Raw genomic sequence first — 21,568 nt, 5'->3', positions numbered from 1 at the left:
GTAGCCCCGCGATAAGGGGCATTAATTCAAAGGCCCAGACATTGCTGGGCCTTTTCATTTCTTCGATCTCCGGCGCCGAAGGCGATGACAGTGGCTGTCACTCGGCTATTCGGTTGAGTGTTTTGCACTCACTCCAGTCAATGCCAAGGATATCTGCCTGACGTCGATGCCCTTCCAGTCGCCACGCGTTCGCTTGCTCTGGTGACTCCGCGACAATCTGAATCACAAACTCACTTACATCGAGGCCACGATCGCCTGCTGCCCGAGCGAACAGCTCGTCACGCCGTTGATTTTTAAACTCCTCTATGCCCACGCCAATTGCATCAGCCTCGGCGGCGTTTAAAGAGTCAAGCTCCAAAACGATATGAGGGTTATGAGAGAAAAACTTTTCTTGCGCTAGTTTGTATCGCTGGGCTGTGTCCACGATGTTCCTTCCCTTCAGAGCAGATTTAAAGAACCTACTTTACCGGTTGCGCGACACAGACAGGAGTTCCAACTGCGCCGCTTGGAAGATCCTTCGTCTACTGCTCCCCCGCCGACAAGCAATCCGCTTTGTTGTTGAAGCCAGGAATGTGGTCCACCGCCACTCCTTGTGGCACCGATCCAATGGAGGTAAGTGTGAGGATTAGGATCCACGATCCCGATAACGTTGCGCCCATCTCGATACTCCCCTTTGTTAGTCAAAACGCTCATGTGAAGCCCTTCACATGATACGAAGTGATCATCCCATGCCGAGTGGACACGAAAGGTTGAAGACTACGCCTGGGCGGGGGGCAGTCAGAAAGGAAAAATCAAAAGGAAGGCTTTAGCCTAGCGCCACGCTAAGCGTTACTGGCGCTATTTGCTTGAGAGGGCGATGCAACCAGCCTCGTATACTAAGAGTCTGCCAGCTTGGATGCCTGCATGCACGCAGGGCGTTTGATCTGGTCCGCCATACCAATCAAGGTCCACGGGGACGGATACAATCCCCACGATGGAGGCTTTTAATCGCTGCCCGTTCCGTTGCCATGTGCAACCAGGATCATCCTCTCCTGGTTCTTCCAGAAGCTCGACAGCAACGTCCAGATCGCTGTCTGTTCGACTGTTGCCTTTTACTCGGCTGCCAAAGACATATGCCTTGCCCACGAGTGGCTCAGCCCTGGCCCACTTCGCCACAGCAATGGACATTGCTTTGATACTGAGAGTCTCTGCCATGCCCGCTGGTATCCAAGGAAATATGCGCCATAGGACGTTGCCCGCCCAGTGATTGCTTCCAGCATTCAGGCAATGGCGAGGACCATCGCGAGAGAGAAACTAACCACGGTCGTTACCAGCCATTTGACTGCAGCTTTCCGATGGCAAGTATAGAAAGACTCAGCAATTGTTCTGGTTTCACGTTCATTGAGAGATCCGTCGCGTTGGGCGTGTGCTGCGATGCTCTGCCATCGCTCTGCCTGTTCAGCATCATGCTTTGAACTTACGTATTTGATGGTCGCGAGGCCAGAACGACAAGCCGCGAAGGTACCCACGCACAATAGAATCAACACAATCCAAAACGATAATCCGTAACCGGGGGGTGTATGAAGTGGCATGCAGTTTCCCTACAAACAATATAAGGGTGGGCAGTCGTGTCAGAGTCCAAGCAATAGTGCCGTTAGAAGCTACTGTTGGCCACTAGCTTGTCAGCTGGATATTGCTGCATGAAACTTCGGCTGAGGTCCGTCGGTGACCGGAGCCAGTCGTTAATTGCGCCGTTTGGCAATATAACCACCATCCGTTTTTCGTCATCAGGTTTATGAAATTTTTTCATTAAAGTTCGTCAGCGTTCACGGTCAGCATCGAAAACGAGTGGATTTTATCGCCTTCTGGGCTCGTCCATACCTCCCATAATCCAGCAATAGACATGACCCCACCGTCCGTTCGCGTGATCCTAGTAGGAACGGCTTTACCTGAACGCCAATCTGGTTCGTAGATAGCTGCAGCTGGAATAATGCAATGCTGTGCCTTTTTCCATGCCGAACGGTAAGACGGCTTGCTGTCTACTGTCTCCGACCGCGCGTTGTATGTTTGACGGCCTAATTTACGATCTTTCGCCCAGAAAGGGAGCAAGCCAAACTGGCCTGAAAGTGCTTCCAGCTCCGGCTGATCGTCGTCTCTAAATTCTTCGTCTCTCAATCTGATGAAGGGACCTAAGTAAGTCGGCCACAGGTCTTCAGTAAATGGCGTAGCTGGACCGACGCCGAATCCTGCCATCAGACGTTCACGGGATGGGGCCTCGTAATGGGAGCACATAAGGACCTCAGAAAAATGGGGACATTAAGCGTAGACCACACCCTATGGTATTAATTACCTGCATTACTCGTCTTTGAACCCCGGCAAGCCCTGAGCAGCACGCCACTCCTTCACAATCTGCGTCACGCCTTCGGGGGAGTTATCTGCTCCGGGCTCCGGGTAGTAAATCAAGTCTGACCCCGCTGGATGCTGGCTAATCTTCTTGAAATGCAGAAGAAGTAGGTCTGCACGATCATCGTTCTCGGCTTCTTCGTCTTCCTTGGCGAGTTCTTCTAGCAGCCCGATGAACTCCGCTTCGGTGTACTCAGAGAAGCTGTTTTTCAGCAGTGTGTCTGTCATGTCTGGCCTATTCGTTCCGGTGAAGATCAATGTGGTTTCTTGGCGTGTTTACCCGCAGGTTATCAACGTCGTAGACGCCACCACCCTCTGATACTTTTTCGAGATGGTGTAGCTCATAGGACAACCTGCCTCCTACGCTGTCGGCGTCTCTTACCCTTGGGGCTCTGCCTGTACGCATACGACTGACGTTCTGCTTGATGAAGTGATCCGCCGCTGCCGATTCTGAAACCGCTTCCCAAAGTGCGGATCTGAATTTATCGAAGCTTTTGAAATCACGCCCTCTCAACGTATCCGCCACTTCCTTTGGAATTGGAACACCTACTCCCGAACTCGCCCCGATAAGCCAGATACCCGTAATGTCCTCGCCCTGGCCTGTAACAGTGCCGGGGGTCTTGCGAACATTCATCACGATATACAGCGGCTGCACACCAGAGCCAGCCGGGAACACAAGGATGAAATCCTTGTACTCAGGCGGATAGATCGGGTTGACGATGATGTTATCAGCCTGTTCGGTAGGCGGATAAATCCAAATCTGGGGGGCTTGGGGTGCCCCCTCTAACGGCGGGATTCCTGAGGTGCTGGATGGATCAACGGCAGGAGTCCATATCAGTGTTATGCCATCTCCAAAATCAGCCACTTGCTTGGCGTCTTGAACAACAAACGCCACGACAGGAATCATTTCCCATTCGCCGTGTTTCTGAGTGTTGTACCCGTATCCCTTCAAGGTGCCATTAGCTTGCTGCTCAATGTGCAGTCGGACACGTGTTCGGGCTTGCTTGAGTGCCTGGAGCTGTTCCTCTGTATACAAGGAGCTGTCACCCAAGCTCGAAGACCACAGCAACACAGCCAATCCGCCTAGGGTTCCAGCAGCAACAACACCAGCAGTTCCTACCCCGGCACCGCCAGCAGCACCCGCACCCGTTGCAGCAGTTCCGGTGGCAACAGCAGCTCCAGCAGTGCAGAGCCCACCACAGGACGCGCTTGCAGCAGTGGCCGCCCCGCCTAGTAGGAGTGTTCCCAGTGCAGTTGGTAAGACGCTACCACCGATCTTTTTGAGGGGAATATACCCGTCTGCGTCTGTTTCACGACCACCAAGAATGGCGAACTCGCCGTAGCTCGCCACCTTTTCGACAGGAATAAACCCGGCAGGTTTCTTGTAATCGATAACGCCATCAGGAAGATCGCAGCTCTTAGCGAACACGCAGCCCACGGTGTTGGGCTTGGTGTCTTTCTTCGGCGGGAGGTCTTTGTATTCCGCCCAACGCTGGGCATGGGTATCAACAGGTTCAACGCCGCTATTGCGGTAGCCCTTCGGCGGGTTGGGTACGTATCCGCTCACGTGAGCTTCCTTTTCATCCTTGGGGAAACCAGCTTGTAGCTGGGGCAGAATGACGTTACCCGGAAACGCTAGAGCAGGCTGTAGGACAAATCCTAAATGTCCCGCTCCACAATCCTTTTCCATGTCATTACTTGCAAGGAAGGATAACCGGTCTGGTGCAAGGTGTTGAATGGTGGCGATTAGCCCTGACCAAAGCGGTTAGATCTGACCACAGTTACTGGACGTCTGATCCTTGATTTCCCGAATTCATGTTGATCATTTATTGTAATCGAGGCCCCGAGAACCCAACCATTTGAGATACCTCGCTCGCGATTGATGCTCCGAGCTTAGTAGCGAAACGGTCAAACGGATTTTCCTTACGAGTAAAATCGACCACTCGATCTTGCTGGATCACCTCCCTGGCAACAAAGTCAGTGTCACCTAGCTTATCGACCAACCCCAATTGCAGTGCCTGCTCACCAGTCCATATCAGACCAGAGAAAAGCTCCGGGTGATCAGCAGCCTTAAGCCGGTCGCCACGCCCGTCCTTAACTGCAGCAATAAATTGCTGGTGGGTGTTACTGAGTACGCTTTGCCAAAACCGGGTTTCTTCTTCGTTACGAGGCTGGAACTGATCGAGAAAAGCCTTGTGTTGGCCGGATGTGTAGGCGCGACGCTCAACCCCGAGTTTCGTCATCAGATCGACGAATCCAAAGGTCGCCGCAGTGACGCCAATGGAGCCAACGAGGCTGGCTTTGTCGGCATAAATTGCGTCCGCCGCACTGGCAATGTAGTAGGCCCCAGATGCCGCTAAATCACTGACCACAGCGTAGACTTTGACATCAGGATGGAGTGCTCGCTGACGCCGAATTTCATCATAGATTTGCCCGCTGTGTACTGGACTCCCACCGGGACTGTTTATTTCAAGAATTACCCCGCGTGTTTTGCTGTCCCTGAATGCGGCCACCAAGCTCCGCTTCACATTCTCAGAACTCGCGGAGGCTCCTTCTTCGATCGGACCATTTACTTCGATCTTTGCCGTTTGAGCACCGCCACCCTCATCCCCCGCCAGTGTTAGAAGATTTTTCTGTTGTAACACCACGACGACCACCGCAAGCGTCACCAACCGAAAAGCAATCCTCCAGCGTCTTGCTCGGCGCTGCTCGGTGATATTCGCCTGAAGCGTTCGCTCCAGGACTTCCATGCTCTTATCCATCGTTGCCTCTTAGATCATCAAGCCAAAACCAAATCGGGATTTATCCAGGCGGCACTCAAAACACACGTAATGTTGAGGACGACAACGATGGCAAATCTGCCGCGAAATCCATTTTTGAGTGAGCTATAGCCGACTAACCCTCTTGCGACCAACCCACCTACCCATCCACCAAGAATGTCGAAAATAAGTAATTGCCACTCAGCCAATCGCATCTTCCCTGCGATAGCCTTGCGTTTATCCAAGACATGCACGCCAAACGACGCCGAGCTGACCAGCACCAGGTACAGCAGCAAACCATGTTCGGCCTTCACGATTATCCAGTTGATGAAGAACGCCCCCGCAAGCGCAATGAGCATCAGTAACAGTCGATAAAGGCGTTTCATGCAGAGGCTCCAATAGTCTCTATTTCCGGAAGATTCTTCTGCCGTCCGTTCAGAACAGCCATAAAGATCCATCTCAGCGTAAACGACACCAGCAGCTGAACCCTCTCGTATCTGCCCCCACCAAAGGGGGATATCCCTTCACACAAAACCTCCCGCTACTCCCCGCGTAGGAAAACGATGCCATTTCACCGCATGCAATTGCCCCCTATGAGGGGGTGAACTGGATGCAGTTGCGCGGCCTCTAGGTGCAAACATTCCACCATCACTCAGATGGCACGGAAGACAACTTTATGAAACTCGAGTCGCAGCGCATCACGCGCCAGCTGCCTTTCAGCACTTCACCTATTCGGCACCTCCCCTGAGTACTTGCATTTTTTCTGAGCAGGGAAAAATCAATTCGCTTAGTCAAATCGAACCCCTCGCTTGATCCACGGCGAGCACCTACCCCCAAGTAACACGGGAACCACGCATGAATACTGAAGTGGAACACCTGAAACGCGAGGTCATACCGAAGCTTTTTCAGGACTCCTCGCTCATCGGCACGTATGGTCGCGATGAGCAGAGCACCCTGGTCATAAATGGACATTCGGATCTGTTGGAGCACTCGCCCGTCGCGCAACTGACCGAAAAGCTCTCCCAAATAATGGCGAAGCTGTCCGACGCTGACCCCAAAGCCGTCAATGACAAACCAAATTGGGTTCAACGTTTTACGGGCAAGGCCGTGGAAGCGAAGGCGCGCTACCAACACGCTCGAAAGACGCTCGAAAACCTGCTCGCCGATGCTCAGGAAATCAGCAAGAACGTCGGTCGGATGGTATCCAAAATTGACGAGATGCTCGTGAGCAGTAGTGCTGAGGAGGCAAGACTCAGGAATCTCCTCCAGGCCGGTCGCGAATACCTTGAGGAGAACCCGCGCGCGGGGATCCCTGCCGAGCAAGAAGTCTCGTTTGATAAACCCCGAGAACGCTTCGCCCGCAAGTTAACCAATCTGGCCACGTTGCAGGCTTCTAATGAGCTTAGTAACAACCAGCTCAGGTTGGCCCGTGCCGTAGCAATTGACATGCTTGATCGTCACGGAGAAACCGTAGGCACTCTGTTCCCCGTCTGGCGACAACACACGCTCGCACTCATCACCTCAAAAAACCTGCAACCCGAAACCATGGCCGCGGCCACCAAAGCTCACGATGCCTTGAAGCAGAGCCTTGCAGTTTCGCTTATGAACCAGAACGGATAACGGAGGCTCTACGATGAAGACCCAATCAAACCAGCCCAACGAACTAACAGTTGCGAACACCTCCGCCTTTCTCCCTGCCGCTCTGGATCAGCGCACTCTCGAAGGCTTAGGCGTAAACGTGGACGACATGGACCGCATCCGGGAAGTCGCCCAAAAGCTTAATCCGAACATTGTTAAAACAGTCTCCGAGTTCGGGCGCGACATTGGTACCGCCAAGATTGACGCCGACGATCTGCTCGGTTCAGTTACGACCGGCGACCTGGACGAAGCGGGAAAGAAGCTGTCTCAAGTAGTCCATATCGCTCGGTCCATCAATCTAAAAGGCGCTTCCGCCCTGCGATCAAAGATCCCCCTTATTGGCCCTTTGATTGACCGCATCAGCTTATCCACAAGCAAAATTCGGGGCCAGTTCGAGTCGGCGAGCGCACAGATCGACACGCTGGTTGGCGAAGTCGACCATACCCAGGAAAACCTAAGTCGCCATAACGAATCGCTCGAAAATATGAAGGTAGCGGTCAAGGAAGAATATCGTGAGATGGGCATTCATATCGCAGCGGGCAAGCTGCGCCTTGCTGAGCTCACTGATGAACTAACTCATCTGCGCGCATCGGCAAATAGTCCTATGGAAGTGCAACAGCTTGCTGATCTGGACGCTTATGTCTCCAACCTGGACAAGCGTATCGGCGACTTGACGGTTTCCCAGCACAGTACGTTTCAAGAGCTACCGATGATTGCGGTAATTCAGTCCAACAACGGAATGCTGATTGATAAATTCAGCACCATCCGAGAAATCACCGTGCCTGCTTGGCGGCGACAGTATCGTCTCGCTCTTAGCCTGAAGCATCAAGAAAACGCCGTGGCCATGGCCAATGATATCGACAACGCTACTAACGAATTGATTCGTCAAAACGCTCTTCTCCTCAAGCAAAACGCGGTTTCGACTGCGAAGGCGAACCAGCGCTTGGTCATTGATATTGAGACCCTACAGTTCGCCCAGGACACTCTGATCAGTACGGTCGAGGAGGTGATTAAAATTCAACAGAGCGGGGTTGTAGAGAGGCAGAACGCTGAAAAGCGGATCGTCGGAATGCGCGGTAATTTGCGCAACCGGTTGAGCAATACCAGCAGCCCATCTGTGCACTGAGGGTCGGGGACATGACCGAGATTAAAATCGACAATGCAGATCCACAAACGCACTCCCAAGAGCAAGATAAGCCCGACTCGCGACCTACTTTCATAGACGAGGTCGACGCGCTGGAAAAAAGGGTTGCGAAAAGCAAAAAACTAGGCGGAATCATGGCCGGAATTGCTTTTGCTTGCTGTTCGGTGGCGGTTTGCGCCGCGCTGATGACTGGCTATATCGGCCCGGATTCGACGATCACTAAAATTGACGTCCCCAAGGTACTACTCCAATACCTAGATGGCGATCAATCAACTCCAGCTTTTCAAAGGATTGAATCCCGTAGCGGTAACTCAGAGGAGGCCAGCAACCCACTCGAAAATCAAACCTATATTGGCAACCCTTTTGAGTCTGTCACCGTCGCATTTGGTAAAGTCGCCACTTTTGTAGGGCCAGCTCTAGGCATCCTTGTCCTAGCTATGGCAGTCCTTATGGGACGATTTACATTGATACCGGCTGCACTGGCATTAATGGCGGTGCCTACCATCATGAACATTTTTATGGGCACCTCATCATCTCTCCCTACTAATACCGTGCGATTAGAAGAAAGCAGCAAAACGCGAAGGGAGATATTCAACACAGCGGTAGAACATCTGGATTACGCAAAGGTTCGAGAGGTTATCACCGGCAACAATCACCCCCTTGCTTCACAGTATTTAATGGCTCAAGTTTCTGTCGCAATTGCACTGAAGGACGGTCCGAGTACAAACACTGGCACGGACATCCCGCATAATAAGGCGCGTGCTCGGGACGACGTCGCGAAGCTGTTTGCATTTGACGATGGTCGCTTCACTGGTTTCGAAAGCAGCGACCAGGCTCTGTACGCCTTAGACGCATATGGAAATGGTGAACCCACAGTTCAACCTTCAAAGGTTTACAAAACTGAGCGTATGGAAGCCGTTTCGACAGCTGATAATGTAAGGTCTATTACCTCCAGCACTGCTTGGGTCTTGGCACTAATCTCAATCATGATCTTTTCGTTCTCGGCGTTCCTTGGTGCACGAGTTCGAAGAATCAAAGAGCTGCTACATCGAGCGTTTGATCCCAAAAGTTGGATACCTATGAAGTAGAAAAAAGCCCCAGATCTGGGGCTTTTTTGTTTTCAGTTCGTCGACACGACGGTCAGATGTTTTCCACAGTAACCGATCACCACGACGCCCTTGATGACTTCGAAATAAAGACGCAATCCTCGCACTGGGCCCGTGCAGGTTCCTATCCTCAGGTGCTTTTCAAAATATACATCCTCACCGTCGACAGAGTAGGTGCGCTCTGCGCGCATCGTTGGCGCCGAGCTGACGGTATGTGATTCCTTGGCACTGTAGGCCGACCCAAGAATATTCCTTGCTTCGGAGTCAGGGCGACCGCTCCCTATTGCATCCCGATAGTCGAACACAAGAAGGTCGATTAGCTCGATCAACCGGTCTGAGTACTCAAACCTTTTGGACTCTTGGGCTGACCTCCATGCCGAAGGAAGAACCTTCATACGCTCCTTGGCTACGCCAGACATGATCGTCAAAACGTCAGCTGGAGAGAGCAGTTTAGGTTCCCGAATGATTTTTCGCAGTAGAGTCACCGGAATCGACTTGTCGTCTATCGACACAAGCGCCCCCTCCGACGACTGACGTGCGGTTTTTGCTAGCGCCTGGTGATTGTCTCGCTTCAAATCGGATAACTCAGTTTTTAAAACCGTGACTTCATCCTGTGCGAGCGCCAGCAACTGCGCGTCATCCTCCGATGCACCAGAGCGTTGTCCTTGCTCCGCGGTTACGCCCAACCAAGCATCGATCACAGAGGACAGCATCTGACTCAGGACAGAAATCATCTGAGTGACGTATAAAATCTTCCCTTCGAATTTGGTTGTCGACGCCGACACGCGGGAAGCCTCGCAGCCGATCGCCGTAACATCCAGGTGCTTTTCTTGGGAAAGTTCAACGATACGCGCCCTACTGTCTGCTATCTCTTTTGCGAGTGCCTCGGCCTCACTGACCAGTGTCTCGATTTCTTGAAAATACCCTGTGAAATCGAAACGCAACCAAAGGGGAGACAAAGCAGCCACGTGGAGGACGGAAATTGCCGTTTCGATATCGCTGAGCTTGAAGGAATCAATCAGTTCAATTGAGCTTGATGAGGTGCGAGCTCCTTGATGGGCCGCAACCTCTGCTTCTTCAAGGCGGAGTAAAAAACCTTTCGCTTTCGGCAGCACGTAGGTATTAGCCACTTCCTCAGCCGCGGCAGCAAAGCCTACCCGCCCCTCCCCCCACATTGAGTGGAGGCTAGACATCACTCGAAGTAAATCGGATGGATCAGACCACCCAGTACTAAGACGACGTGAATGCGCCCCAAGAGCTGCGCGTAACGAACTTGCCGCTGCCAAAGGAAGAAACCCATCTGAGCGCTGTGCTTTCTCTTTGGCTAACTTGTAAGCAAGAACACCGCCCAGGGCGTTGCGAATTTTTTCACTGTGATGGATCTGTGCGAGGGGGACGTGCGTATCGATGAGCTCCCTCATGCATGCATACGCTGCGAAGCACGCTTGGTAATATCGCTTGCCGCCTTCGGACTCTATGAGGCCCAGAACGTCAGCTAGGACTGCCAGTGCTTGATAGGATGTCTCTCCCCAGCCGTAGCTGAAAACATAGCGGGAAGCGGGGAATCGACTCAATATTTCCCGCTCGAAATTCGCGGAATTGTCACCATCCTTTATCTGCTGGTATCCATTCGTTCTTTCTCGCCCAACCAACTCCCCGAGAAATGACATGGTGATAGACATTGGCTTGTACTGTTGAAGCTGATGGTCCGTCATTTGCTTGGCCAGCTGATTAATCAAATCTGCCTCCGAGTAGAAAGCTGTCAGCAAGTGAGCATCCTGCTGAAATTTCATATGCTTTCTGGAGCCCCAGGCGCAACGAACTTTTACTTTCCGGAGCTTTTCCGCGAACTCACTCACCCGCTTATTCGACCCCAATATCGCGGCCCAAGCCTCACCACACTCATCAGTGACGAAACACAGCGGTAGCGGAGGTACCTCAAGTGAAACTACGGATTGGGGGGTCACGGTTTCAAATGAGTCTGACGTTCCATGACTGAAGGTCCGTCTGCCAGCGGCCTGGTCAGATAATGCCATATTGATCCTTGTTCCTTGTGTGGAGGGTTTAAAACGTGCCCACCTTACATTCAGGTTTCCTTATCGAACTTCACAATTACCCCCCGAATTGAGGACATTCTTTTATCGGCAAATACACGGCTGACTAAACCCCTTCGCAATCAATTCTGGCCCTGCACCCAAATCCGACCCCATTCAAAGTTGCATTCTCTGCAGCCCCTTCAGACTCCCAATAATCCAATGGGAGTGCTCCATGAATAGTCTCAAGAAGAAAATCGAAAGCAGAGTCTCCGGACTTCAATGGTCGGTTACGAACAGCAACCGGACCCGACAACTATGTTGGGGTTACAGCGTGACTCTCGAACGACAGGATGACGCCTGCATAAAGCAACGAAGCTTTCTTCGTGTGTATCTGCACACGGAAATTGATGGTGAGTGCCTTCAGGTGCTAGATACGAATCTGTTTGGCCAGGACGGCTATTACGCCGCCTGCAGTCAGGCAAAAGCCTTTATTCGGAACAATGTGGCTCCCCTCATTCCGGAGCTCATAGGCAATCTCTTCTCTCCAGTGACCGGCCCAAATGCGGGAGTCGCCAAGCCTCGTGCCAGTGGCCTTTCAAGCGTTCGCATTCACTGCCCATCGACGCTGCGGGAGTGCCTTCAATGAAGATTCTCTACCCGAACATCCCGTGGACGGTTCGCTGGGATGCCATTAAAGAAACCTTGCACCAGGAAGGTCTGTCGTTTGAAAAAATCGGCCGCGATTTCGACGTGTCATCTCCTGCCATGGCGAAAACAAAGCACTATCCTGCCGCCCAGCAAGCGATCGCCAGCGCACTACAAATAGCTCCTGAGGTGCTGTTTCCTGAGCGATACAAGACGGTGTGGAGTGAGGACCATCAGAATCAAATAGACCTACTGATGGGCCCTTTACTGGGTCTCAGCGTGGGTGAGGCTAAACACCAACTCATGGAACTGATCGAAGGCTGGTCAGCTGTTCCCGCGGACATCGCCGCGATGCCGACAGACGCAAAAGCCAAGTGGGGTTGGATCATGGAACAGCTCAAAGCACGCGGTATGGCGATCAAACAGCTGGCCAACGAGCTCTCATTGCGTCGGAGCGCCATCTACAATCTGGCGAATCACGCCTACGACCAACCTCAAACGCTCGTCGCAAGATGTCTGGGGCACCTGCCTCAGACAATCTGGCCGGATCGTTACAAGTCAGATGGCGCGCCACTGAAATCGCGTAGCGGTAAGCCCGCTTTTGCGACGCAGCGCGTGATTGATCCCCGACACATGCTTGACCTCGCAACCGGCCTCTGGCTTCCCCTCACAACCGTCGAAGGCCTCCCAGGCATTGGTTCACGAAAACAATATGTGGACGCTCAAGCAAAACGAGAGAACTGGGTACTTCGAGAAAGGGAGGGGCTGATCGAGGTGACGTTTAAGAGCCTACCTACGTTGACCAAGCTGCACTTAACGCGAGGGTGGAGTCCGCAGGACATCGTGCATGCAACTGCAGAATGCGCTGATCTACCGGCCAATAGACGTATTGAGCTCAGTAGAAATCCATCTTTAAATCAGCGCTATGTCTTGTCGGTTTCGACTGAACCAGGTGCCCTCATCACTCTAACGCTCTGCTGCTTGAACTGCAGCTCGGGCGAGGTTATCAACGAAATGACGACCACCATCACCGGTACCGCGCTCAAGCACTGGTCGCATTTCTTACTGCCGCAAATCAGCCGCCAGCAACGTAACGGTCGAATTGGAAGTAGAGACGACAGGAGTGGGCCGCCCCTCTACGGCCCACGCCTTAGAAGTGCTCACAGGTCCCAAAAAAAACGCCGTCGTTGAGCATATAGTTGAACGGTTTCTTTTCGCCCGCAACGAACTCCATGACGTTCAATGCAGACACGTTTGACCCTGGCAAAAACTCATTAGTTCTTACGTACGATACCACTTTGAAAGAATTGTCTTTGCCCCCTCGGTCAATCACCTGAGGCTTTGCGTCGACTGAGTTTTTCAAAGCACCGATGGTAATTCCTGAAAATCGGTCGACGGTAAACTGCTTCCCCACGAATGTGCTCTGCAGCATTCTAAATGTTGGGCCGGAATCACCCTCCGCGCGGGAGTAGCGCTCAATCGTGCACCGGTAATCCTCAGCAGCTTGTGCGGCAGCGGTTATGCCAAGCGAAAGCATGATTGCAGCGACCCGTTGGAGGCTTGAAGGAAGTTTTAGCCTCATAAGCGCCTTACCTCTGTCTGAACATGTCTGTTTGTCGATTCGCCGGATCTGACTTGGGTGTATTCAGGGGGTGGCCTAACTAACGACGTACCTCGGTGAGCCACGCCTTGTACGGAGAGTTTCGCGCTCTCCGAATGGATAGGCCTCGGCCAGGGCCTTTCGCAGAGCCTTCATATCAGTCCGCCCTACACGGCGAATAACTCCCCGATTCAATCAAAGACGCTCTCGGACGTACGATGCGGCTTGACGTGCGAGTTGATCCGCGTGCCGTTGAAGCTGTTTCTCAGCATTCGCCATAACCTTAATACCCCACCTGTTCACCAGCTGCGCATGAATCTCTTTGGCTTGAGGTGACTGGTAGATGGGTGCCACGTCGACAATCCCCATCAAACCCGTCGTACTTGCCGATCGAGTGTTCATCACAACCTGTGTGTTTTCCGAGTCAATAACCTGAAACCCCAATTGCTCGTAGAACGGTACTTTTTTAACGGGGCAAGTCAACTCAACATGCGGGTACCTGGCAATCGCCTGTCGCATCATGGCAGTGCCGAAGCCCCGCCGACGGTGCGACTGCTTCACGGCCATGTAGGTAACCCCGCAGGCGTCAGGGTGGGTTGGAACGGGCAAATACAACAGGAATCCAACGGATTCCGTAGGATTCATATCGTCGTAAGCCACAATTAACTCAACGGGGGCAGCGGGCATCTGCCCAATCCGCTGAAGGTACAAATCGACTTCGCAGGGCAAAGTCCAACGGTAGACGTTATAAAGGGGGTTACTAGGCGGCACGGCCAGCATGCTCAGGTCAGTTAAGTAGGTCACCACCATTTGAAGAACCTGGTGAGTCACTTGCTTTGAGGGAGGCGTATCGTGATAAAGGACTGTAGGCATTGGTAACCCTGGAACGTGATTTATTAAACTGGGCGGATTTGCTTCTACTGATGCCAGTACTCAGCGAGGTGGAAGAACGACTTTCTCCTGCAGTCTGGACGGCTGGCCCCCTTCCTTTTGTGCCACTGTTCCGCTTTTCAGCATTCGAATGTCCTGAGTCACAGTGACAATACGGTGCGGAAAAGTCTTAGCCATCCTGGCGAGCACATCGTCGAGGTTCACGGGTGGGTTTGAATCTTCAGGCATAACAATCTCCCTATTGCGCTAAAGGTGAGTGGTTCTTCTACTGACCCGGCCCCGCATTGCGAGGCCGGTGGTACAGTTTTCTTGTCTCTACTCGATGGGGTCAGGTCCGATGCTGGTTCGCATGACTTCGCCGAGCGCCTGACCGAGATCGGCGCTTGAGCCCTCGGTGTAATCTGGCCAAGGAGCAAAGGGCGCCCCACCAAATTGGTTAAAGAGAAATCCAGTTGGGCACCGATATTTGGCAGGCTCTCCCTCCACATAATTGGCAATAATGATGTCGCTTTCGCACTTCATGTCATGCACTTCCGAGCGAAAAACTTCGAAATTCACCATGCCAGAATGAGAGTCGACAAAGGACAACTGTTTACCTGCGGCGACAGCTCCAACACCGCCTAAACAAATGCCTATGACACAAACGCCCATCGACCAGAAATGCACGGTCTTGTCTGTACTCCAAATCCGAAAAAGCCCATACATGGCTTGAAGAACGATCAAAGAAGCTCCGACCAGGGAAATGATCACCGAGACGGTTCCTTGCGTCGGCGTCAGCCCCCCGCCCGACTGAAACATGTAGGCGTCATAGAATGACGACCAGATTGGGGCCCCCATCATCAACGGTGCTACGGCCCATACAATCGACCGATGGAAGCCGTGAATGTCTCCGAGCAACATCGGCCTCATCATCTTGTAGGACGCCAGGGCAAGCAGAAGAGTACAGGCAGTGAAGTACATGATCAGTCCATGTCAAAAGGCTCATTGGAATTACCACGAGCGATATTGTTTAAGGTGTTGCCAGCAATGAGTTACAACGGCGCCCCAGTAGGTCACTGAGAAATTCAGCTTCGTTTGCAACATCGACAGGGTCTCGCGCCAATGCCGCTTGCAACGCCTCTTTCAGCCAACCACTGGACGATGGGTCGGTCATTACTGCATCAATTTCTTTGTCCAGCTCGGCTAATGCTATCTGTTTGCACATGGTCGCTCATCCCAGGAAGGTGTAATTACCGATTCATTGTGGGATGGCCATAGCTCAGTTCGTTCGTTCGATTACCCCCCGGCAGGGGATGGTTCGTGGCCGAGGACTGCAGCACACCGCTCAGCAATGATCCCTTCCCCGTTTTTCTCGCACGGCTCCAGAAAATCGGGGAGGATTTATTTGATACGCCGAACGATGTCGTTGCGTGTCTCAGTCGTGGCAAGAATGCGACCGCTCTTGTGCCAATGGTCCGCGGTCCCGCACTCCACGTAGTCACCGGTACATTCAAAATCATGCCTTGTCGAAGCGCGCTTAATAGTGACCTGGTCCCCACCCCGAGTTAGGTATTCCCCTGCCCCATCGATAACGAGAGGGAGAGATACCAACGGGACGAAATATTCACTCATGATGCTGTCCTCAGCAGTCTTGTAGTCAGAAAACGGATTGAGCCGTAAGCCATGCTCGATACTGGAATTTTCCCATAGCAGCAGAAAACGCAAAGCAAGAAAGGGATCGAGGAAGAGTTACCCAACGCTGACTCGAACTACAAAGGGCAGAGCAGATGAGCAGTTGTCGTTAGCCAATCCCGTTGTCAGGACTGGACCTTGTTGGATAGCCGACAACATTTCCTACTCGTCAGGCCTGCAAAGCATTTTGAGTTGGCCCCCACCTAGGGGTCGATTTAGGATGATTTGAGAGTTCTTCCCATGAAAAAATTGCTTCCTCTTACAAGGCTTAGCACCGCCTCCGAAGCGACAGTGCACCCGCCACCAATGTCTAAAGGGGCGTTTATGAACCGTTCGGCAAAACTTCCCGATTACCAGGCAGCCAGCAACCATCGTCAGTGCTGGACTGGAGAAACGGATGTCATCAACTCAACAAACTTTGCAGGCCAGCAAATGCTCGCTATGCAGTGGGCCGATGACGGGACTGAGTACGCCCTCATTTTTTTAGGCAAGATATCTGCAGGATTCGAGTCGCTTGATTGCGCGAAAAACGCAGCACGCGACTTCGCGATTTCCGTTCTAACAGACATGACGGCGGCAATCTCAAAAAGTGTGTGAGATGGTTCTTGGCCGTGCTGGAGCATCTCCCTACAATGAGGTTTTTTCCCGAACGCGGACTGCTCATGCCACACCTAGATCCTGCTGCGCTTTTCACTCTTGGGGATTTTAAAGCTGAGATTTCGAAGCTTTTACAAACCGCCCCTGTCATTTACGTCTGCGAGCAAAGCCCCGAAGGGGTTTACGTTGTCCAGTTAGATAAAACCAAAAACCTTGTTGTGGACGATAAACAGGGCCTAGCCGTATCACTGGGCGACCTCACCGCGAAAGTTAAACCAACGAGGGACGGTGGGTGCATGGAATTGAGATTCCGGGCGGTAGAGTTGGACGTGTATGGAAGCGGTGACCGTGCCCAGGTGAGTTCTGAGCACGGCCAGGGCGTCGTTTTTAAGGAAGGCGCGAAGGTCGTACTCATCTTCGGCACAGATGCGCCAATTGAGACTGGTGTAACCACCGTACTGAAAAGCGCGATCGCTAACGTCGCTAAATGGAGAGCTGGGGTTCTGCGATTCAAGGCCGCATAGGAAGAATCTTCTCCACCGCCGCCACGCCTTTCCAGGAACTCCCGATTCGACTTGATCTGCTGTTATGCCCCGACTGGCGGTGCATGGATCGCTTAGGGCTACGGCTGACCTTCGTAACCTTCCACAATCCTTACCTCTCCGAAAGCTGACAGGCTTTGGCCAAACAGACTGTTCGCAATTGACCGTGGGCCACGAAGCACTACGGCACCGTGCGCAACGGCATCAGCAAACCATTGCTGGGTAATTTCCGACTCGGTGAAACACCCCCCATCTACGACACCATCAGCACCCACCGCAATGTAGGCCTCCTGGCTCTGAAGCGGTGAAATATGTGCCTGAACGCCGGTAAACCCATAGGGTAGTTGAAACGTGATAAGTAGGTTATCCATCATCAAAATCTCTAATTCCGTAGACGCGAATTGTCGTCCACGAAATTTTCGCACCCGTCCAGAAAATGCAACGCTCTCGGCGAGATTCGAGTATCTCTATTCACCATCATGCGCTTGCGTATCTGCGGCGGCTCTGTCCGCTTCATGCAGCAAGGCCTGCAATCGATGCGCCCTTCCGAGCATTTCGTTTGCGTCCAATAGCATTTGAGCTAGTGCGTCTTGCACATCAACTGGTTGACCGTGCAACAGATCACCATAACCCTCTTCGTCAAGCAGCTCGCTGACCTCTGAATAAACCGCGGTCTGATAGGGCGTCAGCACAGTCATCGATTGTCCTCCGCAGCTTAATGAACGACCTGGGGCACTCCACCCAAAATTACCGCTAAAGAATTGAAGTTTTCAGCGGCCTTTTGATTGATTCCTGTGCTTCTTGTACTTGTCCCCATCCAGTGATTTGTCATGCACCAGGCTTCTCTTTGCGATTTAGCTCCTCAGTCAATTGCGCCTCAACTCCGAAAGCATACGCGGCGTCAGCCTGTTCGAGCAGATCAGCCAGTTCGTCAGGATTAATCAATTTTCTTTGGTGCAATTGATTGGCCAGCCCGATCAGCAAGAACTGCTGTCCCTCGGGATCTTGGATCAGTGCGCTCTGATCGTTGTAATGATCCTCCCATCGTTGAAGCTCATTAGACTTCATTACCGAATCTTCGCTCATAAGTACCGGGGCCTCTCTTTTCAGCTTGGGAATTGCCAGGCCCAGAGCAAGATTTTTTGTGGTGCATATAGGATTGGGCCGGTGCTCTACGCGGTTCACCTGGAACGATTCATTAGCGTCGGACCACGACGCCAATGACGTGGAGCATTCGCCATTTCACAACCAAGAAACCCATCAGCTTTCGCGATTGCAGCAATGCCTCCATGACCATTGTGACAAGCGTTGAGCTGCGAAGTTACGGTGATGTTGTTGAGGTGAAGGGGCGCTGGTTTAACAGCTGTGGCGTTGCATTATTTCTCATCATGGGAAGATTTATTCAGAGCGTCGTTAGCCTAGAACGGCGAATACGCAAAGCCAATCGCAGCCCCTGATCACGGAAGTGAATATGAACACTCCAGCACTCACCGCCAAAGCCCTTCGCGCAGTCAAACCTGTGACCAAGATGAACACGACTCAGCGCAACCAGCTGATCACCAAGGCAATCTTGGATGCTATCACCGCTGGTAAGGGCGAGTGGATCACCGGCATCGTCCCAGCCGTGACCGCTCTGAACGTCACCAAATCGAACAACGGCCTGAAAATTCGTAACTGTCTCGGCAGCCTGATCGATAAGGGGTTGGTATATCGAGTTTCGTTCACCGCTGATGAGGTCTACGACCTGACTGCAAACAAGGTCGCCCCAGTTTCTCCGGAAGGCGGCTTCACCATCATGGATGGTTTGTACAGTGGGGAGTTGGTGAATCTCATCTCGGCTGCCCATTGCGCGGCCTACGACGATGAAAAAATGCCTGACTCTGTTACCTGCACGGTCACCGGTATTACGGTGTTCTTGAAGGTCGAAAAAGGCCAATTCGTTGAAACACTTCAAGACGGAACCGACGTTTCCGAACTGTTCAGCGCAGCGCTTGATAAAGCCGTTGGCATGGCGTGACAAAGTGAAAACGTTTGAAATCCAATATCTGAATTACTAAGGAAAAGGGCAAATGGACATCGAGCAATGCGGCTGTTTCGCAAACCTTGAGGAATCGCAGATCGGCCTTTGTGGCGACTGCCAGCAGAAAGATGAGGCTGGCAGAGAGTGGGTGAAATTGCTTCACGAGGAGTGGCCTGAGTTTTCTCTTAACGGTCAGCGCTGGTCGTTCGGCCCTGTCGAACTGGCGCTGTGGGACGACGAAGAAGAAGGCTTTCATTTCTACGCGAACCACGGACTTGCCGAGCCAACCGTTGAATCACTGATCAGATTCATCGAGCAACAGTAACAACCCGGATCCTCATTTCTCGCATGCGAGAAAACCACTAAGCCCTGCCGTGAAAGCGGGGCCAAGCAGTAGAAGGACGCCAGATTCGCGTCCGTGAAAAGGATATTGACCCCGTGAAATTGACGTTCCCCGTTACATCCGCTGCCGATAAGGAACCGCTGCCGTTTACCCCGGACCAGCAGGCCGAAATCCGCGCAACGGTGAAGAAGATCCAGCAGCACCTGCAAATGATCCCGTTCTTTTTCGACAACGAAGGTCTGTCGCGGGAGATGGCCAGCGGCGCACTGAACTTATCCGAGATTGACCTCGCCACCCTAGGCAAGCTGATGGGCGTGGCCACAGAGTCGGCCGAGCGCATCGAGCAGCGCCATGGCGATATTCGTCGCGCCAACCTGCGTGTGCGGGAGGTGGAGGCCCTGTTGGGCCAAGCGCAGCCCATCGAAGCCATCCAACCAGCGCTGCACGGCTTAACGCGCCAACTGTACGCCTGGTGGCAGCTGGAGGGCTTCGGTCATGTCAGTGACGTGGCCTTTGGCGAGCACAGCACCAGGGTGTCGTTTTCTTGCCAGTTCCTAAGCTGTCGTCCGCAAGTGGTGGCGCCGGAGGGGGCTACACGCAAGGAGCGCATGGCGCTGTGGCTGGCCGAACTGCGTACTCGTGGTTTTGTGCTTCTGGACGACGAAGGGGACAAGGGAGTCCAGGATTGTCAGCAAAGCCGCGAGGCGCTGCGCTCACTGTTCGCCCAGCGCCTAGGGGATGCGCGGATCGGTCAGTTTGTCAGCCGCGAAAACCGCAACGGTTCGCAATTGGTAAGTGTTGAGGTTTACCTCTATGACCTAGCGAAGATTCGTGCGCTGCCGGTGCCGCCTGCCGATGCCGATGCCGATACCGAGGAAGTTGACGTATGAAACGTCGAGTGCATTTAGAAATTATCACCTGCGCACCCACCGAGGCAGATCCCGAAGGCGATTCGGAAATTGCATGCGGCACCCAGGCCGAATTTGATGCGAAGCATCTTACGATTTACCTGGATCACGTAAGCTGCAAACGTTGCTTGAAGCGCATGCAGGTCGAGAGCCTCCAAGCAAAGAAAATGCCCGCGTAATTCCAAATCAACCCTTTTTATTTCGTTGAATCCATTAATCAATGGATAGCCAAAGCCTTTGAAAAAAGGGCCGAAATGAAAACTGTAAATGACCATTCGATCGGGGTTCCACCGATCCGGCCCCGCCATCCCTTGCTGGCGGTGCTGTCACGAATGGAGCAACAACATGCCAAAATTTCGCAGTTGGGTTAAGAAATGTCTTCAGTGGTTTTTTCGAATCGCTTGGAGGGAATTATTGCGGTGGTTGTTCGAACTGATGGTCGAGCGTTGCGCTGATGATCTCGACTAATCGTAATCTCTGAAACGAACACGGGCTCAATACGAGCCCTTTGTTCATTGCCGATTTCAAATTCATTGGCAGAATGCTTCACCAGCTCGTTTGGACTGTCACCCAGCTATAAGCCTTAGAAGCACTCTGCCAATGAAGTTGCCGCCGCACCCGATTCACGGTACGTGAACGACAACGCATGTTACTCAGTTAGAAGGCACGTGGAAATAATCAGCTCCGATGAATACGCCTTCAGGCGCTTTCGGCCACTCATTGCGAATAGCGTCAAAATCACCGCTTACCCAGTACCGCAAAAACGCTTGGCCCTTTGCCTCTGAAAGTGAAAACTTGATTGCCTCCATTGCCGCATTATGAGACTCGTTATCGCTTGCTGATGCATCGATAGAACCGAAGGTTCGCGCGCGTTCAGACTCGATCTCGCGCAGAACGACGCCAGCGTCCTCACTCATACCGCTGTTGCTCATCAAAGCCAGTTGCGTAAAAGCACCGCTGCTTAGAAACGCGTCGATCAAACTCTGGCGTTCCTCCATGCTGAACTTCGTCTTCCCGACAAACGATTTGATCGTCTGCAACTCGTTTTGCGCGAGCTCGATAATTGTTTCTTCAAGCTTGATCATCAAAAACTCCTGGTGAAAATCGATATCTTGCGGCCTAAGGGTCTCGCCCATGAGAACGACGCTGTCCTCGTCGATCTCTCCTACCCCAGAAACACCTTGATCTGTAGGAACGCACAAGGAGCGCATCAAATAACGAGGCTATGCGCTCGCTCAACTATCTCACAGCATTGACAAACGCAACCAAATGCCCAGGGAAAGCAG

At 52.6% G+C, this 21,568-nt stretch carries 25 protein-coding genes and 1 pseudogene; 11 read left to right on the top strand and 15 right to left on the bottom strand.

Annotated elements, in window-relative coordinates:
• Positions 1-97: 97 nt before the first annotated feature.
• The 7 genes and pseudogenes from AC3IX4_RS29035 to AC3IX4_RS29005 form a co-directional block, all read right to left on the bottom strand.
• On the bottom strand, positions 98-424 hold the full coding sequence (locus AC3IX4_RS29035; RefSeq protein ID WP_489261557.1) for a DUF6388 family protein: 327 nt from the start codon (positions 422-424) through the stop codon (positions 98-100).
• A gap of 413 nt (positions 425-837) precedes the next feature.
• The gene (locus AC3IX4_RS29030; protein WP_489261652.1) at positions 838-1,167 is read right to left on the bottom strand and encodes a nucleotidyltransferase family protein; all 330 of its coding nucleotides are present in this window, start codon (positions 1,165-1,167) and stop codon (positions 838-840) included.
• Between the two features lie 466 nt (positions 1,168-1,633).
• Positions 1,634-2,271, bottom strand: a pseudogene (locus AC3IX4_RS29025) (SOS response-associated peptidase).
• A 63-nt stretch (positions 2,272-2,334) separates the two neighbouring features.
• On the bottom strand, positions 2,335-2,610 hold the full coding sequence (locus AC3IX4_RS29020; protein ID WP_411961253.1) for a bacteriocin immunity protein: 276 nt from the start codon (positions 2,608-2,610) through the stop codon (positions 2,335-2,337).
• Positions 2,611-2,617: 7 nt separating this feature from the next.
• Positions 2,618-3,949, bottom strand: a complete 1,332-nt coding sequence (locus AC3IX4_RS29015; RefSeq protein ID WP_489261556.1) for an S-type pyocin domain-containing protein — start codon at positions 3,947-3,949, stop codon at positions 2,618-2,620.
• A gap of 259 nt (positions 3,950-4,208) precedes the next feature.
• A complete protein-coding gene (sppA, locus tag AC3IX4_RS29010) occupies positions 4,209-5,144 on the bottom strand; it encodes a signal peptide peptidase SppA (RefSeq protein WP_489261555.1) in 936 nt (311 codons plus the stop codon).
• 17 nt (positions 5,145-5,161) lie between these two features.
• A complete protein-coding gene (locus tag AC3IX4_RS29005) occupies positions 5,162-5,527 on the bottom strand; it encodes a DUF1294 domain-containing protein (protein ID WP_411961250.1) in 366 nt (121 codons plus the stop codon).
• Positions 5,528-5,996: 469 nt separating this feature from the next.
• On the opposite strand from AC3IX4_RS29005, the gene AC3IX4_RS29000 reads away from it, so the two are divergent.
• From AC3IX4_RS29000 to AC3IX4_RS28990, 3 genes are read left to right on the top strand one after another with little or no spacing between them, the layout of a single operon-like run.
• Complete coding sequence (locus AC3IX4_RS29000) at positions 5,997-6,761, top strand: toxic anion resistance protein (protein ID WP_489261554.1); 765 nt, start codon at positions 5,997-5,999, stop codon at positions 6,759-6,761.
• A 13-nt stretch (positions 6,762-6,774) separates the two neighbouring features.
• Positions 6,775-7,905, top strand: a complete 1,131-nt coding sequence (locus tag AC3IX4_RS28995; protein WP_411961248.1) for a toxic anion resistance protein — start codon at positions 6,775-6,777, stop codon at positions 7,903-7,905.
• Between the two features lie 11 nt (positions 7,906-7,916).
• A complete protein-coding gene (locus AC3IX4_RS28990) occupies positions 7,917-9,011 on the top strand; it encodes a hypothetical protein (protein ID WP_411961247.1) in 1,095 nt (364 codons plus the stop codon).
• A gap of 32 nt (positions 9,012-9,043) precedes the next feature.
• Here AC3IX4_RS28990 and AC3IX4_RS28985 read toward each other — a convergent pair whose 3' ends face one another.
• Positions 9,044-10,822 carry a hypothetical protein gene (locus AC3IX4_RS28985; protein ID WP_489261553.1) on the bottom strand — a complete coding sequence of 593 codons (1,779 nt, stop codon included), beginning with the start codon at positions 10,820-10,822 and terminating at the stop codon, positions 9,044-9,046.
• A gap of 475 nt (positions 10,823-11,297) precedes the next feature.
• On the opposite strand from AC3IX4_RS28985, the gene AC3IX4_RS28980 reads away from it, so the two are divergent.
• Both AC3IX4_RS28980 and AC3IX4_RS28975 read left to right on the top strand, forming a co-directional pair.
• Positions 11,298-11,711 (top strand): hypothetical protein, encoded by a 414-nt coding sequence (locus AC3IX4_RS28980; protein ID WP_489261552.1) that lies wholly within the window; start codon positions 11,298-11,300, stop codon positions 11,709-11,711.
• Positions 11,708-12,901 carry a helix-turn-helix domain-containing protein gene (locus AC3IX4_RS28975; RefSeq protein ID WP_489261551.1) on the top strand — a complete coding sequence of 398 codons (1,194 nt, stop codon included), beginning with the start codon at positions 11,708-11,710 and terminating at the stop codon, positions 12,899-12,901. Before AC3IX4_RS28980 ends, AC3IX4_RS28975 begins: the two co-directional genes overlap by 4 nt.
• Here AC3IX4_RS28975 and AC3IX4_RS28970 read toward each other — a convergent pair.
• The 4 genes from AC3IX4_RS28970 to AC3IX4_RS28955 form a co-directional block, all read right to left on the bottom strand.
• Entirely contained in the window at positions 12,861-13,247 is a 387-nt protein-coding gene (locus AC3IX4_RS28970; protein WP_489261550.1) for a hypothetical protein, read from the bottom strand. The two genes, AC3IX4_RS28975 and AC3IX4_RS28970, sit on opposite strands and share 41 nt — an antisense overlap.
• 258 nt (positions 13,248-13,505) lie before the next feature.
• Positions 13,506-14,183, bottom strand: coding sequence for a GNAT family N-acetyltransferase (locus tag AC3IX4_RS28965; RefSeq protein ID WP_489261549.1), 678 nt, complete (start codon positions 14,181-14,183; stop codon positions 13,506-13,508).
• Positions 14,184-14,516: 333 nt separating this feature from the next.
• Positions 14,517-15,161 carry a hypothetical protein gene (locus tag AC3IX4_RS28960; protein ID WP_411961242.1) on the bottom strand — a complete coding sequence of 215 codons (645 nt, stop codon included), beginning with the start codon at positions 15,159-15,161 and terminating at the stop codon, positions 14,517-14,519.
• Between the two features lie 49 nt (positions 15,162-15,210).
• The gene (locus AC3IX4_RS28955) at positions 15,211-15,405 is read right to left on the bottom strand and encodes a hypothetical protein (protein WP_411961241.1); all 195 of its coding nucleotides are present in this window, start codon (positions 15,403-15,405) and stop codon (positions 15,211-15,213) included.
• A 707-nt stretch (positions 15,406-16,112) separates the two neighbouring features.
• Here AC3IX4_RS28955 and AC3IX4_RS28950 point away from each other — a divergent pair.
• Positions 16,113-16,469, top strand: coding sequence for a hypothetical protein (locus AC3IX4_RS28950; protein ID WP_489261548.1), 357 nt, complete (start codon positions 16,113-16,115; stop codon positions 16,467-16,469).
• Between the two features lie 8 nt (positions 16,470-16,477).
• Positions 16,478-16,993 (top strand): hypothetical protein, encoded by a 516-nt coding sequence (locus AC3IX4_RS28945; RefSeq protein WP_489261547.1) that lies wholly within the window; start codon positions 16,478-16,480, stop codon positions 16,991-16,993.
• A 485-nt stretch (positions 16,994-17,478) separates the two neighbouring features.
• Here the strand turns inward: AC3IX4_RS28945 and AC3IX4_RS28940 are convergent, their stop codons facing one another.
• Together AC3IX4_RS28940 and AC3IX4_RS28935 are read right to left on the bottom strand one after the other, a co-directional pair.
• The gene (locus tag AC3IX4_RS28940) at positions 17,479-17,709 is read right to left on the bottom strand and encodes a hypothetical protein (protein ID WP_489261546.1); all 231 of its coding nucleotides are present in this window, start codon (positions 17,707-17,709) and stop codon (positions 17,479-17,481) included.
• 130 nt (positions 17,710-17,839) lie between these two features.
• Positions 17,840-18,097 carry a hypothetical protein gene (locus tag AC3IX4_RS28935; protein ID WP_489261545.1) on the bottom strand — a complete coding sequence of 86 codons (258 nt, stop codon included), beginning with the start codon at positions 18,095-18,097 and terminating at the stop codon, positions 17,840-17,842.
• Between the two features lie 385 nt (positions 18,098-18,482).
• Here AC3IX4_RS28935 and AC3IX4_RS28930 point away from each other — a divergent pair, with 385 nt between their 5' ends.
• The 4 genes from AC3IX4_RS28930 to AC3IX4_RS28915 all read left to right on the top strand — a co-directional run bounded on the left by AC3IX4_RS28930 (position 18,483) and on the right by AC3IX4_RS28915 (position 20,461).
• The gene (locus tag AC3IX4_RS28930) at positions 18,483-19,028 is read left to right on the top strand and encodes a hypothetical protein (protein ID WP_489261544.1); all 546 of its coding nucleotides are present in this window, start codon (positions 18,483-18,485) and stop codon (positions 19,026-19,028) included.
• 52 nt (positions 19,029-19,080) lie between these two features.
• A complete protein-coding gene (locus AC3IX4_RS28925; RefSeq protein ID WP_489261543.1) occupies positions 19,081-19,356 on the top strand; it encodes a hypothetical protein in 276 nt (91 codons plus the stop codon).
• A 113-nt stretch (positions 19,357-19,469) separates the two neighbouring features.
• On the top strand, positions 19,470-20,264 hold the full coding sequence (locus AC3IX4_RS28920) for a hypothetical protein (protein WP_489261542.1): 795 nt from the start codon (positions 19,470-19,472) through the stop codon (positions 20,262-20,264).
• Complete coding sequence (locus AC3IX4_RS28915) at positions 20,261-20,461, top strand: hypothetical protein (protein WP_489261541.1); 201 nt, start codon at positions 20,261-20,263, stop codon at positions 20,459-20,461. The genes AC3IX4_RS28920 and AC3IX4_RS28915 overlap by 4 nt, the downstream gene beginning before the upstream one ends.
• A gap of 474 nt (positions 20,462-20,935) precedes the next feature.
• On the opposite strand, the gene AC3IX4_RS28910 is transcribed toward AC3IX4_RS28915, so the two are convergent.
• Positions 20,936-21,367: a hypothetical protein gene (locus tag AC3IX4_RS28910; RefSeq protein WP_489261540.1), complete on the bottom strand. Its 432-nt coding sequence runs from the start codon at positions 21,365-21,367 to the stop codon at positions 20,936-20,938.
• Positions 21,368-21,568: the final 201 nt, after the last annotated feature.

The sequence above is a fragment of the Pseudomonas sp. KH_021 genome (assembly GCF_057838865.1).
The sequence above is the reverse complement of the archived record's forward strand: the minus strand, read 5'-3'. Positions and strand labels throughout refer to the sequence as shown.

Bases quoted from the DNA above. Each gene is read 5' to 3' on its own strand.
- AC3IX4_RS28915 (WP_489261541.1), top strand. From the start codon at position 20,261: ATGAAACGTCGAGTGCATTTAGAAATTATCACCTGCGCACCCACCGAG.
- AC3IX4_RS28965 (WP_489261549.1), bottom strand. From the start codon at position 14,183: ATGCCTACAGTCCTTTATCACGATACGCCTCCCTCAAAGCAAGTGACT.
- AC3IX4_RS28910 (WP_489261540.1), bottom strand. From the start codon at position 21,367: ATGATCAAGCTTGAAGAAACAATTATCGAGCTCGCGCAAAACGAGTTG.
- AC3IX4_RS28930 (WP_489261544.1), top strand. From the start codon at position 18,483: ATGAACACTCCAGCACTCACCGCCAAAGCCCTTCGCGCAGTCAAACCT.
- AC3IX4_RS28975 (WP_489261551.1), top strand. From the start codon at position 11,708: ATGAAGATTCTCTACCCGAACATCCCGTGGACGGTTCGCTGGGATGCC.
- AC3IX4_RS28925 (WP_489261543.1), top strand. From the start codon at position 19,081: ATGGACATCGAGCAATGCGGCTGTTTCGCAAACCTTGAGGAATCGCAG.
- AC3IX4_RS28995 (WP_411961248.1), top strand. From the start codon at position 6,775: ATGAAGACCCAATCAAACCAGCCCAACGAACTAACAGTTGCGAACACC.
- AC3IX4_RS28980 (WP_489261552.1), top strand. From the start codon at position 11,298: ATGAATAGTCTCAAGAAGAAAATCGAAAGCAGAGTCTCCGGACTTCAA.
- sppA (WP_489261555.1), bottom strand. From the start codon at position 5,144: ATGGATAAGAGCATGGAAGTCCTGGAGCGAACGCTTCAGGCGAATATC.
- AC3IX4_RS28940 (WP_489261546.1), bottom strand. From the start codon at position 17,709: ATGACTGTGCTGACGCCCTATCAGACCGCGGTTTATTCAGAGGTCAGC.
- AC3IX4_RS28960 (WP_411961242.1), bottom strand. From the start codon at position 15,161: ATGTACTTCACTGCCTGTACTCTTCTGCTTGCCCTGGCGTCCTACAAG.
- AC3IX4_RS28950 (WP_489261548.1), top strand. From the start codon at position 16,113: ATGAAAAAATTGCTTCCTCTTACAAGGCTTAGCACCGCCTCCGAAGCG.
- AC3IX4_RS29000 (WP_489261554.1), top strand. From the start codon at position 5,997: ATGAATACTGAAGTGGAACACCTGAAACGCGAGGTCATACCGAAGCTT.
- AC3IX4_RS28970 (WP_489261550.1), bottom strand. From the start codon at position 13,247: ATGCTTTCGCTTGGCATAACCGCTGCCGCACAAGCTGCTGAGGATTAC.
- AC3IX4_RS28990 (WP_411961247.1), top strand. From the start codon at position 7,917: ATGACCGAGATTAAAATCGACAATGCAGATCCACAAACGCACTCCCAA.
- AC3IX4_RS28955 (WP_411961241.1), bottom strand. From the start codon at position 15,405: ATGTGCAAACAGATAGCATTAGCCGAGCTGGACAAAGAAATTGATGCA.
- AC3IX4_RS29020 (WP_411961253.1), bottom strand. From the start codon at position 2,610: ATGACAGACACACTGCTGAAAAACAGCTTCTCTGAGTACACCGAAGCG.
- AC3IX4_RS29030 (WP_489261652.1), bottom strand. From the start codon at position 1,167: ATGTCCATTGCTGTGGCGAAGTGGGCCAGGGCTGAGCCACTCGTGGGC.
- AC3IX4_RS28935 (WP_489261545.1), bottom strand. From the start codon at position 18,097: ATGAGCGAAGATTCGGTAATGAAGTCTAATGAGCTTCAACGATGGGAG.
- AC3IX4_RS29005 (WP_411961250.1), bottom strand. From the start codon at position 5,527: ATGAAACGCCTTTATCGACTGTTACTGATGCTCATTGCGCTTGCGGGG.
- AC3IX4_RS28985 (WP_489261553.1), bottom strand. From the start codon at position 10,822: ATGAAATTTCAGCAGGATGCTCACTTGCTGACAGCTTTCTACTCGGAG.